Raw genomic sequence first — 13,657 nt, 5'->3', positions numbered from 1 at the left:
GTTCACCCATCTTAGTACGAACGCAATAGCGATGGAATTTTATCAAATAAATCTAAAATAAGCGTCGTTAACTCTTGAAACATCCACGGACCTAAAATGATAATAACGAGCACAATACTCGCCATTTTCGGTAAAAACGTCAGCGTTTGCTCTTGAATTTGCATCATCGCCATAATGACAGCGATGATAATAACGACAATCATACTTACGCCGGCAACCGGCATTAAAATCATAACCCCTTTATAAAAAAAGGTTTGAAAAATATCTATAATTGGTGACGTATTCATTTATATGACTCCTATCACATAGCATCAAACGCTTCAGGCGACTGTTTTAAACATAATGTCGACGATTTTTGTATATCCACCTAAATATACGAAAACGAGTATTTTAAACGGTAAACTTAAAATCATCGGCGGTACCATCATCATCCCGAGGTACATTAACAGTGTACTAATAATCAAATCTATAAATACAAACGCTAAATAAATGAACATCCCCGTCAACAATCCCTTTTGAATTTGCGTTAACGTAAAGGATGGTACGAGCGTAAATAAGGAAAGATCTTTCAAATCTTTCGGCAACTCTTCTCCGCGCACTTTCAGCATCATTTTTAAATCATGCTTATACGTATGCTTTGACATATACTCTTTCATAATCGGAGCGGTCGTCTCCGCAGCTTGACTTACAGTTATTTTCTCTTTCGTCATCGGATCCCACACATCGCTCTTTAACTGCCCAAGTACAGGCTGCATCGTAAAGAGTGATAAAAATAATGCAAGTCCAACAAGTACTTGGTTTGGTGGTAAATTCATTACCCCAAGTCCTTGACGTGTAATCCCAAGAACGATCATAAAATAAGTAAAATGTGTAAATAATAGAACGATAGATGAAGATAATGATAAAAGGGTAACGAGTGCAAATAGTTGTACGCTTGAATTACTCGTAAACTCTTTTCCATTTTCGAAATTAATAAAACCGTTTTGGGCTGCATACGCTGGATTTACAAAAATAATTGAAAAAACGATAGAAAATACGAAAATAACGGCTAATAATGATAACTGTTTCTTTATTCTCATGATGGATCCTCTACTTTTTTCGTTTCACTCTTCACCGCGTCTTCTAGCGCTTGTTGAAACTGATTTCCTGTTCCTGTTAATTGCACAGATTGCACACCGTTATTACTAATAACAGTGAACACTTGCTTGCCGTCCACTTCAAATAAAAAGGCGCTCGTTTGATGATTTAAATACACGCCGTCTTTTACTTGAATATGGCCATTCTCACCTTGTTTAAAAAACTGCTGCTTGCGCGTCTTTTTCGTCATATAATATGCACCGTAGCCGAGCGCACCAAACAGTAAAACGACTTGAAATAAGGTCGTCATATACGACATATGACTCCTCCTCTACTCTTTATCTTGCATTTGACTTTGCGCTTTCATAAGCGCAGCTTGCTTCTTGTCAGCTTCAATTTCAGAAATAATAATACCGAACTTCTCGTCCATTACGATCGCTTCCCCAATGCCAACTTTCATATTACTTAAATACACATCTACTTTATGTCCTAAGTTTTTTTCTACTTCAAGGACGTCGCCCACTTTTAATTGCTTCACATCACCGAGCGTAATAGATGATTTCCCAAGCTTTACACCAAGTTCAATCGAAATGTCTGAAACAGTATCAATATGTGCTTTACTTGTTTCATTTCGCTTTCCTGCAAAATCTTCTAATCCCATTAATGATACAGGAGATACTTCATGCTTCATATGGATCCTCCTACTCTACAAAACTTTTAAATAAGAGCGCCTTACGCGTTCCATCTTTTCCAATAAAACAATTAAATTTATGCTTTCCATCAACATAACCAAGTAATTCATCCGAAACTTTCGTATGAAGCGGAATAATATCGCCTTCTTCAATTTGTTCAATGTCACCCATTGTCATTTTTTGCTCGCCAATTGCAACGTGAACAGGTTTATACACTTGATTTACTTTCACTTCCACTTCAGACGTATACTTTTTACGCTTATCCGAAGAATGTTCGACAATATTTTCAGACGTTAACTTATCCATAATTTCTTCAACAGATAAGAACGGAATACCAATACGCACCGTCGTATTCCAAAAATCTGTTTTCATATTTACGTTCAGTAATGAAATGATATCACTTGCTGTCGTAATCTTTAATGCATTCGGATCTGTCTCCGTCGTTACAAATTTCGGTTCAATCGCCACAACACTTTCAAATGATTGCTCTAAATTTTTGCACAGGAGCATAAAAATATTATCCAGTGTTAAAAACTCAAATGCGGTAAGTGGTCTGCGCATCGTAAAGTTACGCTTACTATCTCCACCAAGCCAACATTCATGAATATAAATAACGAACGCTAAATCAATCTCAATAACAATTTCTCCAAGCTCCGGGAGGCCAAGATCAATAACGCAATATAAATAATAATCTTTCGGCATTTTCTCCACATACTCACTCGTGAATGGAACTTGTTCAACCGTAGAAGGCTCTAACTCAATCGGAATACGCATACGCGCTGACAACGTCTGTGACGTTTGTTTACCAAATGTAGAAGCAATTGCTTGCAAGCTACGTAAATGCTCAACACCGAACTTCTCCGGTCTATTAAAATCATACTCTTGAAATTTCTCTTGCTTCCCTGCTTCTTGTGCGAAAGCTGGCATTTCCTCGCCTTCATTTACCGCCTTCAGCAGGGCATCAATTTGCTCTTGGCTTAATTTTTCGCCACTCATGACAATCCCCTTCCCTACCTTTTCAATTCAACGATTTCAACGTACATCTTCCCGTTTTTCGTCAAAATCTTTCCGGTTCCAATCTCTTCATTCTCAAGCATAAGACGCACCGTATTTTTCGTTGAATTTTCAAGACGATACAATGTACCTTTCGTAATATGAAGCAAATCTTCAATTTTCTTTTTCGTATTTCCGATTTCAAAATAAATTGTTAACGGAATATCATCTTGTAATTTCAAATCTAGCCAACTCCCATATCATGTTCACGAAAATTTCATGTTCTCTCTCTATATGAAATTTCTTATTTTGAAACGTCGATATTTAATATTTTTTTAATATATCCTTGCGTTTCTTTAAATGGTGGTACGCCTCCGTACTTTCTCACATTACCAGGGCCAGCATTATAAGAAGCAAGTGCCAATACTAAGTCGCCGTTATTTTTCTTTAAATAACCGCTTAACTCTTTCACACCACCCTCAATACTTTCAGCTGGTGAAAATGGATTTTTTATACCCATCTCTTTCACATTCGCTGGCATAAGCTGCATAAGACCCATCGCACCTGCATGTGACACCGTTTTCGGATTAAAATTAGACTCTACTTCAATCATTTTTTGAATTAACGTTTTCGGAATTCCGTATGTACGGCTAGTGCGATCAATAATATCCTCATACTTCCCCTCATTGGAAGAACGTATTTTTTGAATATTATACTTCTTCGTTAATTCCCACGTATCAGCAGCCTCATTTTTCGTTTCTGGGAAACGTCGTTCAAACTCTTTTTGTGCGACTTGCACTTCATCTACGTTCTTCGTTTCAGCTTTTTCTTCAGGCTTACTCGCTTCCTCTACTTTATTAATAGATTGTTCCGGTTTATTTACGACCGTTTCTATTTTCGTAGATTGTACCGGCTGACTCATATCCTCTACACTTGTCGGCTGCGCAGTACCCTTCGTCTCCTTCGCAGGTTCACTCTGCAACTTCTCTTGAAAACGACTACTAACGAATGCTTGTGGACTACTTAGCTTTTGCTGAATTTGTCCCTTCTTATATGCAAGCACTTCTTTTACTATATTTCCAACTATCATAATATCACCTTTTCGGTAAACAAAGATAATCTAATATTAGAGTTTTTTTTTAAAGTTTGCAATAATCCTTTTAATAATATTGTAATAAAAAAACGACTAAATTGTTAAACTGTTATTTTTTTATATTTATTAATTCGAATTTTTAGTTGACACCCGTTGTAGCAAGGATTACAATAAATCTCGAAATTGATTTTTTCGCATATTACCGTTTTTCAATTTGCAGAAAAGTCAATATAAAAAAATGGGGGTTCTTAACATGAGAATTAATACAAACATTAATAGCATGCGTACTCAAGAGTACATGCGCCAAAACCAAGCTAAAATGAGCAACTCTATGGACCGTTTATCAAGCGGTAAACGTATCAACAACGCTTCTGACGATGCGGCAGGTCTTGCAATCGCAACTCGTATGCGTTCACGTGAAGGTGGCTTAAACGTTGCAGCTCGTAATACAGAAGACGGTATGTCTTTAATTCGTACAGCTGACTCAGCTTTAAACTCTGTATCAAACATCTTACTTCGTATGCGTGACCTTGCAAACCAATCTGCAAGTGGTACTAATACTGATAAAAACCAAGCTGCAATGCAAAAAGAATTCGATCAATTAAAAGAACAAATTCAATACATTGCGGACAACACTGAGTTTAACGACAAAAAACTATTAGACGGATCTAATAGTACTATTAATATCCAAACTCTTGACTCACATGATAAAACTAAACAAATTACAATTTCACTTGATTCTGCATCACTTACAAACTTAGATATTAAAGATTTAGCAATTGGTTCAAACACAGTTAACAAAAATGATCTTGATACACTTAATAATTCTATGAAACGACTAGCAACTGCTGCTGCAGATACAGCAGTACAAGCTCAAGACGTTACAGATGCAAAAAATGCTTTTAATAAAGTCAAATCAGGTTATACACCAGCAGAAGTAGAAAAAATGGAAGATGCTTTCAAAGCTTATGATAAAGTAGTAGCTGATCCAGCTAAAACTGATGCTCTTCTCAAAGCTGCTGCAGAAAAGATTAATACAGAATTTGCAACACTAGTAGCACCTACGGCAACAGCATTCGATCCATCTTCTTCTGTTGCAAAAATCGACAAAGCAATAGAAACAATTGCTTCTAGCCGTGCTACTTTAGGTGCTACATTAAACCGCCTTGACTTTAACGTAACAAACCTTAAGAGCCAAGAAAACTCTATGGCAGCTTCTGCTTCTCAAATCGAAGATGCTGACATGGCGAAAGAAATGTCTGAAATGACTAAGTTCAAAATCTTGAACGAAGCTGGAATCAGCATGCTTTCTCAAGCAAACCAAACTCCACAAATGGTTTCTAAATTATTACAATAAGCCATTTGAGTTAGTTTCCTGAATAAACCTCTCTGCTTGCGGAGAGGTTTATTTTTTCTATATAGATAGATTAAAGGCTTTTCTTAGCTGGAAGAGAAGATTTAGCCATATTTAGAAGCAGTCAGGGCTGATTCTAGCCTGGTCCTGTGTATGAAAACAAAAAGATAAAGTAAGTACAAACCCTTTTATACTTCCATATCCGTTTATTAGCTTTAGAACACTGACTATATTAATTTTATAAGGAGTGTCTATTATGCGTATTGGTACGAATGTTTTGAGTATGAATGCTAGGCAGTCGTTGTATGAAAATGAGAAGCGTATGAATGTTGCAATGGAGCATTTGGCGACTGGTAAGAAGTTAAACCATGCTTCTGATAATCCAGCCAATATTGCAATTGTGACTCGTATGCATGCACGAGCGAGTGGTATGCGCGTGGCAATTCGTAATAATGAGGATGCAATATCGATGCTTCGCACAGCCGAAGCTGCACTTCAAACTGTGACGAATATTTTACAGCGTATGCGTGATTTAGCTGTCCAATCTGTAAACGGTACAAATTCAAATAAAAACCGTGATTCACTGAATAAAGAGTTTCAATCTTTAACAGAACAAATTAGCTATATTGGCGAGACGACTGAGTTTAATGATTTATCCGTGTTCGACGGCCAAAACCGTCCTGTTACATTAGACGATATCGGTCATACAGTAAATATGACGAAACATATCCCCCCTTCCCCTACACAACATGACATCAAGATTTCAACAGAACAAGAAGCAAGAGCGGTAATTCGTAAAATTGAAGAGGCTTTACAAAATGTATCACTTCATCGTGCTGATCTTGGGACTATGATGAATCGTTTACAGTTTAATATTGAAAATTTAAACAACCAAAGTATGGCGTTAACAGATGCTGCATCTCGAATTGAAGATGCGGATATGGCGCAGGAAATGAGCGATTTTTTAAAGTTTAAATTGTTAACTGAAGTTGCACTTAGTATGGTTTCACAAGCAAATCAAATACCGCAAATGGTTTCCAAGTTACTACAATCTTAAAAAAGCATCTTCCTTCTTTGAAACGATTCCATACAAAACAAAAGGGAAATACATATAAACTATGTATCTCCCTTTTATTTTGTACCCAAATTTTATTACTGCGTTACAGTCATAACCTGTCCACTACGATCAACCATAATTTTCATTTTACCGTCTTGTGCATTATATAACCCTAATTTATGCAAATCTTGTTTACATTCTTTTACGAAGAAAGGCAATGTGCGAATTTGATCAATATCAGAGCTCGTAATGAAATGAATTAAATGATGCGTCATGTCTTTTATATCATGAACAAGCTCTTCCTTTTCTCGCTTTAGTCTTTCATTTTCAGCTCGTAATACATGTAACTCGCCTTCAAGTCCACGAGCATTCTTTTCACCTTTTGAACGCTCTGCAGCCATGCTAGAAAGCTTATAGATTCCTTCCATGAACTGATGTAGTTCATGCTCTTTTCTTTCACTACACTGACTAATCGTTTCAAAATTATCAACAATACCAGATATAACTGTTACAAGATTTTTTTCGTTCTCTGTATTTGGAACTTCATTTCTAAATTCTTGTTTGTTTTCTTTTTTTATTTCAACAATTGGTTCTTTTACAGGAGCATATTTTCGCTTTCGTCCTGGTTTTTGTTTTTCAATATTTTCAAACGGTATTTCACATTTTTTTAATTTGTAATACGTATTTTGCAATTGGCTTGCTGTTTTTGGAAAAAGATTTAGCTCTTTTTTACTGACGTATTTTGAAATATTAATAATGTTTAAACCGTGACGTTGGGAAAATTGATACACTTCATACAGTAACTCTAACTCAGACTTCAGCCATGTAATTGTAGATTTTTCATACGCCCGCATCCCGCCATTTTTTTCTATATCTATTTGAAATAATACCATTCTATTATATAAATCAACTAATTCTTCATACTCTACTCGGAATTGTTTCTCTATTTTTTTTAATTCCTCTTCTAGTTGTACATCGTTCATTTTATTATTTGACATGTTTTGTAAAAGATTTAATACATTGATTGCTGTGTGGTGATACATAATCTGTGCCACTCCCCCTCATCCTTTCACAATTCTCATCTGACTCCCATGTCTTTTCAGAAAATAGCAATTTTTACATATCCATATTATAACATTTCGAAATTATCTGTCAAATATTAAACATACAAAAATGTATAGAAAGTATAGAAATAGAAAAATTATTTTTAATTAATATGTATAATTACATATTAATTATATTATATGGTATTTCGGATATATTTTCACCGAAAAAGTTTGCGTTACTACGCAACCTTACTAGCATATTCCAAAAATACGCTCTCTTATATTTTCAAATAAACAAGCTCGCTATTTATTCATTAAACGAATTGAAAATCTCGAAATAGAGACTATTTATACAGCCACAAACACTCCAGAAATGTTTAATCTTTCTACCTGTACAGCAGAGTATAGAATACAAAAAAGGAACTAGCCAGTACTACTTACACGTGGCTAGTTCCCTCATCCCTACTAAAAAATAGAGTTGTATATCAGTTCTTCAAACCCTCAATCAAAGGCTCTATTCTTCTACTGACCTAAAACCACTCCATATATCTGGTCTCACATCGCATCGAGCTCTATTAGGCACTGACCGCCACCACGCATGGTTAGAGCTTCTATTCCAGCTAAAAAAAGCTTTTCAAAACGTTTTTTACAGCACTAACTTATCAACTAAGCCAATTAACTCTTGAATATCTGGCTTACTTACTTGCGCATTTGCTCCTACAGCTTCGCCTTTATGGAATAATTCATTTGTAATTAATGAAGAGAAAATAATAACCGGTAAACGATTCATTACTTCACTATCCTTAACAACTTTCGTTAAATGATGTCCGTCCATTTTCGGCATTTCAATATCAGTAATTAGCAGGTGAATATGTTCAAACATTTTTTCCCCTTGCTCTTTCGCTAATTTTTCAATTTGCGCTAATGCTTCTGCACCATTGCTGAAGAAATTCATTTTCGTATATCCAGCTGATGATAATGTTTCTTCTAATATTTGACGAAGCATTGCTGAATCTTCTGCAATATAAATCACTTTTTCAGCTCGATCCGTTTTTTGCTCTAAACCTGCAAGTGATTTATTGTCATAGCCAGTACCGCTAATTTCACATACAATTTTCTCGTAATCTAATAGTAAGATGATTTTTCCATCTAGCTTTACAATACCAGATGTCGTTTCCTCTAGTCCCATAGATAATGAAGCTGGCTCATCAATTTGTTCCCACGAAATACGTTGAATACGATGCACTTCATCAACGCGGAAAATAACTTTCATTTGGTTTAATTCAGAGATAATAAATTTCGTTTGATCAAGTGGCTTTGTTGATTTTAAATTAAGAGCCGTTGCTAAATTAATAACAGGTAAAATTTCACCACGTACTTGAACAACACCTTCAACTGCATGATGAGATTCTGGAACAGTTGTAACAGGGAATGGATTAATGATTTCACGTACTTTCATTACATTAATACTAAATAGGTTTTCACCAACAGTATATGTGACAATCTCTAATTCATTTGTTCCACTTTCTAATAAAATACTTTGTGCTTGTGACATAAAGGTGTCGCTCCCCTTCCATTAATTCCGTATATCTAATTATTAAGCTTTATTAAACCGAAAAAGTCAACTACCTATATGAAAAATATAGATAGTCGAACGATTTATTTTAAAAGACGCTTAATCTTGTATAAACGAAGCAAGTGCCTCTAATAATACTTCTTGTGCTCCTACAATTTCTGTCGGCATTGCTTCCCACTTTTTCGAAAGCTCCGTTTCTACTCTTATTCTTAGCTCCGAATCCATTTCTTCTAGCACATATTCTTTCGTCGCTATATCAACATCAAGTAGCGCAAGCGCATATAATTCTGGATCATTTATTTTTTTAAATAATTGTTTCAATATAGATGGTGCTATATGTTTTAATTTTTCAATATGAATTTCCTTATCCGAAAACAGTAACTCATATTGAATAAACGTAACATTTTCTTTAATCACTTTAAAATAGCAATTATTTTTTTTATCATTTACAAAGTAACCGTTCGGATCTGCAATAATACTCTCTACTTTACGAATTAAATCTGGCAAACTACTCGCCGCCATTACAGTCCGCTGCTCAACCTCACTTGGCGAAATGAATGTAACGCGATACTTATTCTGCGCCATCCTCCTCACCTCTCCTTTTATAGAAATCTATCGTCACATACTATCTAGAAGGCACTGGCCTAAAATGAAATGATTATCTCATTCCCAACCATCTCCGTACGCCTCCATAGCTCTATTCTTACAAATAGGAGCTCGTCTGGATCATAACTGTTTATCCACACTAAACTTTGCTTACCTCTTCTTATACTACCCTAGTAACTCTCCATACCTCTGTCCTTACACACCAGTCGCGGCCCTATTAGGCACTAACCGCTCCAAAACAACGCTAGGTCCTCTCTTCAACCCTAAAAAGAGCTTTTAAGGTCTTTTTAGATCTTTTTAAGAGCTTTTCAATAACTCGATGTTATTGAACCAAAATGCAATCTGCTGATCCGTTATCCCTGATAGTGTAATAAAAAACTCACGGCACTTCATCTCGTCCTTAAACAGTTGATACTTCCATTCTCCTTCGCTACCAACACTTACGAAATAAAACTCATGAATACGGCCAATAATTGATTGCTTTTCACCAAATGAATATGCAGGTACTTGCTTAATTTCAAATTGATCAGGTAAATATATATGCTCTTCTCTTTCCATTTTCAACACTTGCTCTGCAAGTTCACGTTTATTCTCGAAAAAAGGCAATTGTAAAATTCGCTCTTGTCTTGTCGTCATACGAATAAAAAACCCTTTCTACTACATTACAATTTTACTTTATGATATATTATCGAATTAAGTTTACAACTTCATTTAATACTTCATCTGACACTTTAATTACTTTCGCATTTCCTTGGAATCCACGTTGATAAAGCATTAAGTCAACGAATTCTACTGATAAATCTACGTTTGAACTTTCTTTTGCTGATCCTCGTACATTACCTGCACCATTCTCACCAGCAACACCTATCCCCGGAATACCCGCTGATGGTGTCGCAACGTAATTTCCATTCCCAGTTTTCATTAATCCACCTGAATTCGGGAATGTAGCTATAGCTAGTTGTCCTACAACTTTCATACTACCATCTGAATATTTCATCATAACGAAACCGCCGTCAGAAATAGAGTAGTCATTTGCAATTGCAGCTGGACGCCCCGTTACTTCTGTTGTAGAAATAGTTTTCCCTGTCGGATAATTTGTTAAACCACTTAAATCCAGTTTCAATCCCTTTCCAAAAGGAATATCAACCGTTCCACCTTTAGTAATTTCACCAGTTACTGGATCTTTTTGTACGGGTTCATCTGTTTGCTTTAAATTCCCTAATGTATCAAATATAAGAGGTTTGTTGTCCGGCATACCTTCAATAGGCTTAAATTCTTTTTCGTTTTTAGAATCATTTCTTACAGAAACTGAATATGTATATTCGCCTGGCACTGGCTTTTCAACTTCTTTACCATCTACAGTCTCTTTTGTAGTCTTTTGTTTAATATTTACACGTAACGTTAACGAGTTTCCTTCCGCATCAAAAACTGTGAATTCGTGAGATAATGCATTTTGGTTTCTAGGAAGGTTTCCGCCTATTGTCGCTTTATCTGTTTCAATCCCACCAACAGCTGATCCCATTGGAATATGAATTGGGCTTGGTCGTGAAGAAAAATCTACTTCTTGTGTTCCTGTTTTTACACCATAACCTAGTACATACTGTCCACCTGTATTTGTAACATAGCTATCTTTCGATACACCAAAAGACCCTTTTCTCGTATACTCTACATTTCCAGCATTACGATCACCAACTAAAAACAAACCGTTTCCTTCTATCGCTGTCTCCATCTTATCACTAGTTAAAGTAATAGAGCCATCACTAAAATCTGTAGATGTCCCACTGAACTTTACACCGTTACCAATACTCTTTGGATTCGTACCAGCATAAGCACCATCACCACGTGAACCAACCGTATTATTATATAGCAAATCATCAAAAATAGCCTTTTGCTTTTTATATCCAACTGTTTGTGCATTTGCAATATTATTTGAAGTAACACTTAATGCATTTTGTGCTGCATTCATCCCTGTAATACTTGTATATAACGCTTTAATCATAACCTTTGTACACTCCTTTTATTAATCTTGCTTAACCTCTTCATTTTTTTCTATATCATCTTTCTTCTCATCTTCCGGATTAGTTTCTGTTATCGGTTTATCAGAAACCCTCTCTATGAAACGAAGTGAGACAACTTGATTATCAACAATAAGTTGCACATCGTTATTTTCAGCAAGTCGAACTGTTTCCACTTGACCAGTCACTTGCTTTCCATTATTGCTTACACCTCTAACGTACTTTCCTAAAAACTTCATCCCTCCATCAAGAGCCGTCGAATACATCGTTGATTGCAGTTTATCTACTGCTTTCGTCATATTCTGTACTTGCTCCATAAGCGATAGCTGTGCTGTTTGGTTCATCATTTGGTTCATATCCATCGCATTAAACGGGTCTTGATGTTGAAAGCTTGCTAAGAAAAGTTTCAGGAAATCATCTTTATCCATAATACCGGGTGTTTTTTGAGTACTTGCTGATACTCCGTTTGCTTGTTGAGCTGTCGACTGTGCACCAGTAACAGATGCGTTTTTTGTTTGTGCTCCTGCTTGTAACGGAATATGATTTGTACTCGTTGTATTTAATCCAACTGTTGGCACACTTTATTCCTCCAATAATCCCGCAAATTCTTTTGAATGTTGTTTTTCATGTTTCGTACTTGCTAATTTTTGTTTTTGTCTTTGCTCTTGTTCTCGCTGTTCTTTTCGATTTTCATCTTTATCTGAATAGCTAATTTGAATATTGATTTCTTTTTCTTTTAACTTCAGTCTCAATTCATCAAAAATGATTTCAACACGTTTTTTCGCATCATGTTTTTCCATTTCTACGTGAACATCAATTTGATCTCCATGTTTTTTCATAAACACCGTTAATGTGCCAAGTTTTTCTGGATTTAACTGAAATAAAACACGCTCTTGTTTCACTACAAATTTTTGCAACGCTTCTACTTGTGCTTCCATTTTCTTTCCTAAGTCAGGTAACGTAACTTTCTCAGCGCCACTATTTGATTTTCCTATTGGATCCGTACCCGTTGCTTTATTTAATAACTCCGCACCCGTTGAACTCGAATCGTTTAACACATCACCTTCCGGCAACTCTATCTTTACATCATCGCCCTCAGCTTTTGGAAGATCTACATCTAAGTCTTTGGAATCTTCTTGTTTTTTTGCGATATTACAAGTTTCTGTTTCTACCACTTTCAATACTTGCATCGTTTGCTCCGGCATCTTCATTTTGTCTAATACCATTTGCATTGTATCTTCTAAACATATAGCATTTTTGATATTCATATTTGAAAGAAGCTCTTGCAACTGTTGTAATTCATTGGCGGGTAATTCGTTAAGTTTTATATTGCCATATTCTTTATATAGCTCTTGTATTTTTTGTATGTATTGATATAACAATTCCGGCTGCACACGTAATTGTTCAATTGCAACCATTTGCTCAGATACAGCTAATAGTAACTGTTCTGTCTCTTTTTTTTCTTCTTTCTTTACAATTGGCTCTTCTTTCGTTACTGATTGTTTAGAAAGAATATATTCTTTTTTTTCTTCTTTTGGTGCTTCTTCTCGTTTCATTTTCTCCGTTTTCGGCTGCTTTTTATTTTCCATTCTCATCGTACGATCGAATGAAGAATCTTCACTTTTTGATTGTACTTCTAGCCCTTTTTCTTTTTGCGGAGGTAAACTTTGTTGCACCGGTAATACAGACTGTATCACTATATTCACCTCATCCATTCATACACATTTTCAAATCAAGAAGCATTTTTTCTTCCTGCTTTTCTCGTACTTTAGCAAGCTTTCTACAACCTTCTTGATACATCTCATCAATGACACGTTCTTTTTCTTTTACTTGCTCTAAAAGGCTTTCATTTTTTCGAATAAAATCTTCCGTTTTTTTAATTTTCCGATTCCATTCTTCTATTCTTTCAGGTGAAAACGTATGTGACGAAAGCATACCGGCCATTATACGCTGCCCAGTTTGTACGACTTTACTACGCGATTTTACTACATATAAATCATATTCTTTTTTTTGTTCTATTTTTCTTTTTTCACCTGTTAATTCATACACTTCTTTCAAAATCTGTTCTTTTTCTTGATTTATTTGCAATTTTATCGTGTCGTACTGCTGCTTATCCACCTGTTTTCATAGCCCCTTCCTATTATAACG

Annotated in this window: 17 protein-coding genes; 2 read left to right on the top strand and 15 right to left on the bottom strand. The window is 35.6% G+C overall.

The annotated features are described in order from the left end of the window. Window positions 1-11: 11 nt before the first annotated feature. The 7 genes from J0835_RS08485 to J0835_RS08455 form a co-directional block, all read right to left on the bottom strand. Window positions 12-287 (bottom strand): flagellar biosynthetic protein FliQ, encoded by a 276-nt coding sequence (locus tag J0835_RS08485; protein ID WP_001098085.1) that lies wholly within the window; start codon window positions 285-287, stop codon window positions 12-14. A gap of 33 nt (window positions 288-320) precedes the next feature. Further along, complete coding sequence (locus J0835_RS08480; protein ID WP_001220586.1) at window positions 321-1,079, bottom strand: flagellar type III secretion system pore protein FliP; 759 nt, start codon at window positions 1,077-1,079, stop codon at window positions 321-323. After that, window positions 1,076-1,396 carry a hypothetical protein gene (locus J0835_RS08475; RefSeq protein ID WP_000121176.1) on the bottom strand — a complete coding sequence of 107 codons (321 nt, stop codon included), beginning with the start codon at window positions 1,394-1,396 and terminating at the stop codon, window positions 1,076-1,078. The genes J0835_RS08480 and J0835_RS08475 overlap by 4 nt, the downstream gene beginning before the upstream one ends. 12 nt (window positions 1,397-1,408) lie before the next feature. After that, a complete protein-coding gene (fliN, locus tag J0835_RS08470) occupies window positions 1,409-1,768 on the bottom strand; it encodes a flagellar motor switch protein FliN (RefSeq protein ID WP_048561255.1) in 360 nt (119 codons plus the stop codon). 10 nt (window positions 1,769-1,778) lie between these two features. Continuing rightward, a complete protein-coding gene (fliM, locus tag J0835_RS08465; protein WP_001994815.1) occupies window positions 1,779-2,765 on the bottom strand; it encodes a flagellar motor switch protein FliM in 987 nt (328 codons plus the stop codon). Between the two features lie 14 nt (window positions 2,766-2,779). Further along, the gene (locus tag J0835_RS08460; protein WP_000775712.1) at window positions 2,780-3,004 is read right to left on the bottom strand and encodes a flagellar motor switch protein FliN; all 225 of its coding nucleotides are present in this window, start codon (window positions 3,002-3,004) and stop codon (window positions 2,780-2,782) included. Between the two features lie 62 nt (window positions 3,005-3,066). After that, window positions 3,067-3,852 carry a lytic transglycosylase domain-containing protein gene (locus J0835_RS08455; RefSeq protein ID WP_087980065.1) on the bottom strand — a complete coding sequence of 262 codons (786 nt, stop codon included), beginning with the start codon at window positions 3,850-3,852 and terminating at the stop codon, window positions 3,067-3,069. Between the two features lie 256 nt (window positions 3,853-4,108). Between J0835_RS08455 and J0835_RS08450 the strand changes: the two genes are divergently transcribed. Together J0835_RS08450 and J0835_RS08445 are read left to right on the top strand one after the other, a co-directional pair. After that, window positions 4,109-5,212, top strand: coding sequence for a flagellin N-terminal helical domain-containing protein (locus J0835_RS08450; protein ID WP_087980064.1), 1,104 nt, complete (start codon window positions 4,109-4,111; stop codon window positions 5,210-5,212). A gap of 253 nt (window positions 5,213-5,465) precedes the next feature. Beyond that, the gene (locus J0835_RS08445; protein ID WP_087980063.1) at window positions 5,466-6,266 is read left to right on the top strand and encodes a flagellin N-terminal helical domain-containing protein; all 801 of its coding nucleotides are present in this window, start codon (window positions 5,466-5,468) and stop codon (window positions 6,264-6,266) included. Between the two features lie 95 nt (window positions 6,267-6,361). On the opposite strand, the gene J0835_RS08440 is transcribed toward J0835_RS08445, so the two are convergent. From J0835_RS08440 to J0835_RS08405, 8 genes are all read right to left on the bottom strand, one after another. After that, window positions 6,362-7,309, bottom strand: a complete 948-nt coding sequence (locus tag J0835_RS08440) for a DNA-binding domain-containing protein (protein WP_097864569.1) — start codon at window positions 7,307-7,309, stop codon at window positions 6,362-6,364. A gap of 649 nt (window positions 7,310-7,958) precedes the next feature. After that, complete coding sequence (locus J0835_RS08435; protein WP_064459934.1) at window positions 7,959-8,867, bottom strand: chemotaxis protein; 909 nt, start codon at window positions 8,865-8,867, stop codon at window positions 7,959-7,961. 120 nt (window positions 8,868-8,987) lie between these two features. Then, a complete protein-coding gene (locus J0835_RS08430) occupies window positions 8,988-9,473 on the bottom strand; it encodes a hypothetical protein (RefSeq protein ID WP_000068322.1) in 486 nt (161 codons plus the stop codon). Window positions 9,474-9,791: 318 nt separating this feature from the next. Further along, entirely contained in the window at window positions 9,792-10,130 is a 339-nt protein-coding gene (locus tag J0835_RS08425; protein ID WP_000213334.1) for a DUF3964 family protein, read from the bottom strand. A gap of 49 nt (window positions 10,131-10,179) precedes the next feature. Then, a complete protein-coding gene (gene flgE, locus J0835_RS08420) occupies window positions 10,180-11,493 on the bottom strand; it encodes a flagellar hook protein FlgE (protein ID WP_087980061.1) in 1,314 nt (437 codons plus the stop codon). A gap of 21 nt (window positions 11,494-11,514) precedes the next feature. After that, window positions 11,515-12,087 (bottom strand): flagellar hook assembly protein FlgD, encoded by a 573-nt coding sequence (locus tag J0835_RS08415; protein ID WP_001143483.1) that lies wholly within the window; start codon window positions 12,085-12,087, stop codon window positions 11,515-11,517. A 3-nt stretch (window positions 12,088-12,090) separates the two neighbouring features. Then, window positions 12,091-13,206: a flagellar hook-length control protein FliK gene (locus J0835_RS08410; protein WP_140386723.1), complete on the bottom strand. Its 1,116-nt coding sequence runs from the start codon at window positions 13,204-13,206 to the stop codon at window positions 12,091-12,093. Window positions 13,207-13,216: 10 nt separating this feature from the next. Continuing rightward, on the bottom strand, window positions 13,217-13,627 hold the full coding sequence (locus J0835_RS08405; protein WP_048566834.1) for a hypothetical protein: 411 nt from the start codon (window positions 13,625-13,627) through the stop codon (window positions 13,217-13,219). Window positions 13,628-13,657 lie beyond the last annotated feature (30 nt).

The organism is Bacillus cereus group sp. Sample62 (assembly GCF_036851315.1).
In the GTDB taxonomy this organism is placed as follows: domain Bacteria; phylum Bacillota; class Bacilli; order Bacillales; family Bacillaceae_G; genus Bacillus_A; species Bacillus_A wiedmannii.
Note: the sequence above shows the minus strand (reverse complement) of the source record. Positions and strands in the feature narration are given on the sequence as shown.

Bases quoted from the DNA above. Each gene is read 5' to 3' on its own strand.
- J0835_RS08445 (WP_087980063.1), top strand. From the start codon at position 5,466: ATGCGTATTGGTACGAATGTTTTGAGTATGAATGCTAGGCAGTCGTTG.
- J0835_RS08440 (WP_097864569.1), bottom strand. From the start codon at position 7,309: ATGTATCACCACACAGCAATCAATGTATTAAATCTTTTACAAAACATG.
- J0835_RS08455 (WP_087980065.1), bottom strand. From the start codon at position 3,852: ATGATAGTTGGAAATATAGTAAAAGAAGTGCTTGCATATAAGAAGGGA.
- fliM (WP_001994815.1), bottom strand. From the start codon at position 2,765: ATGAGTGGCGAAAAATTAAGCCAAGAGCAAATTGATGCCCTGCTGAAG.
- J0835_RS08480 (WP_001220586.1), bottom strand. From the start codon at position 1,079: ATGAGAATAAAGAAACAGTTATCATTATTAGCCGTTATTTTCGTATTT.
- J0835_RS08485 (WP_001098085.1), bottom strand. From the start codon at position 287: ATGAATACGTCACCAATTATAGATATTTTTCAAACCTTTTTTTATAAA.
- J0835_RS08475 (WP_000121176.1), bottom strand. From the start codon at position 1,396: ATGTCGTATATGACGACCTTATTTCAAGTCGTTTTACTGTTTGGTGCG.
- J0835_RS08425 (WP_000213334.1), bottom strand. From the start codon at position 10,130: ATGACGACAAGACAAGAGCGAATTTTACAATTGCCTTTTTTCGAGAAT.
- flgE (WP_087980061.1), bottom strand. From the start codon at position 11,493: ATGATTAAAGCGTTATATACAAGTATTACAGGGATGAATGCAGCACAA.
- J0835_RS08430 (WP_000068322.1), bottom strand. From the start codon at position 9,473: ATGGCGCAGAATAAGTATCGCGTTACATTCATTTCGCCAAGTGAGGTT.
- fliN (WP_048561255.1), bottom strand. From the start codon at position 1,768: ATGAAGCATGAAGTATCTCCTGTATCATTAATGGGATTAGAAGATTTT.
- J0835_RS08435 (WP_064459934.1), bottom strand. From the start codon at position 8,867: ATGTCACAAGCACAAAGTATTTTATTAGAAAGTGGAACAAATGAATTA.
- J0835_RS08450 (WP_087980064.1), top strand. From the start codon at position 4,109: ATGAGAATTAATACAAACATTAATAGCATGCGTACTCAAGAGTACATG.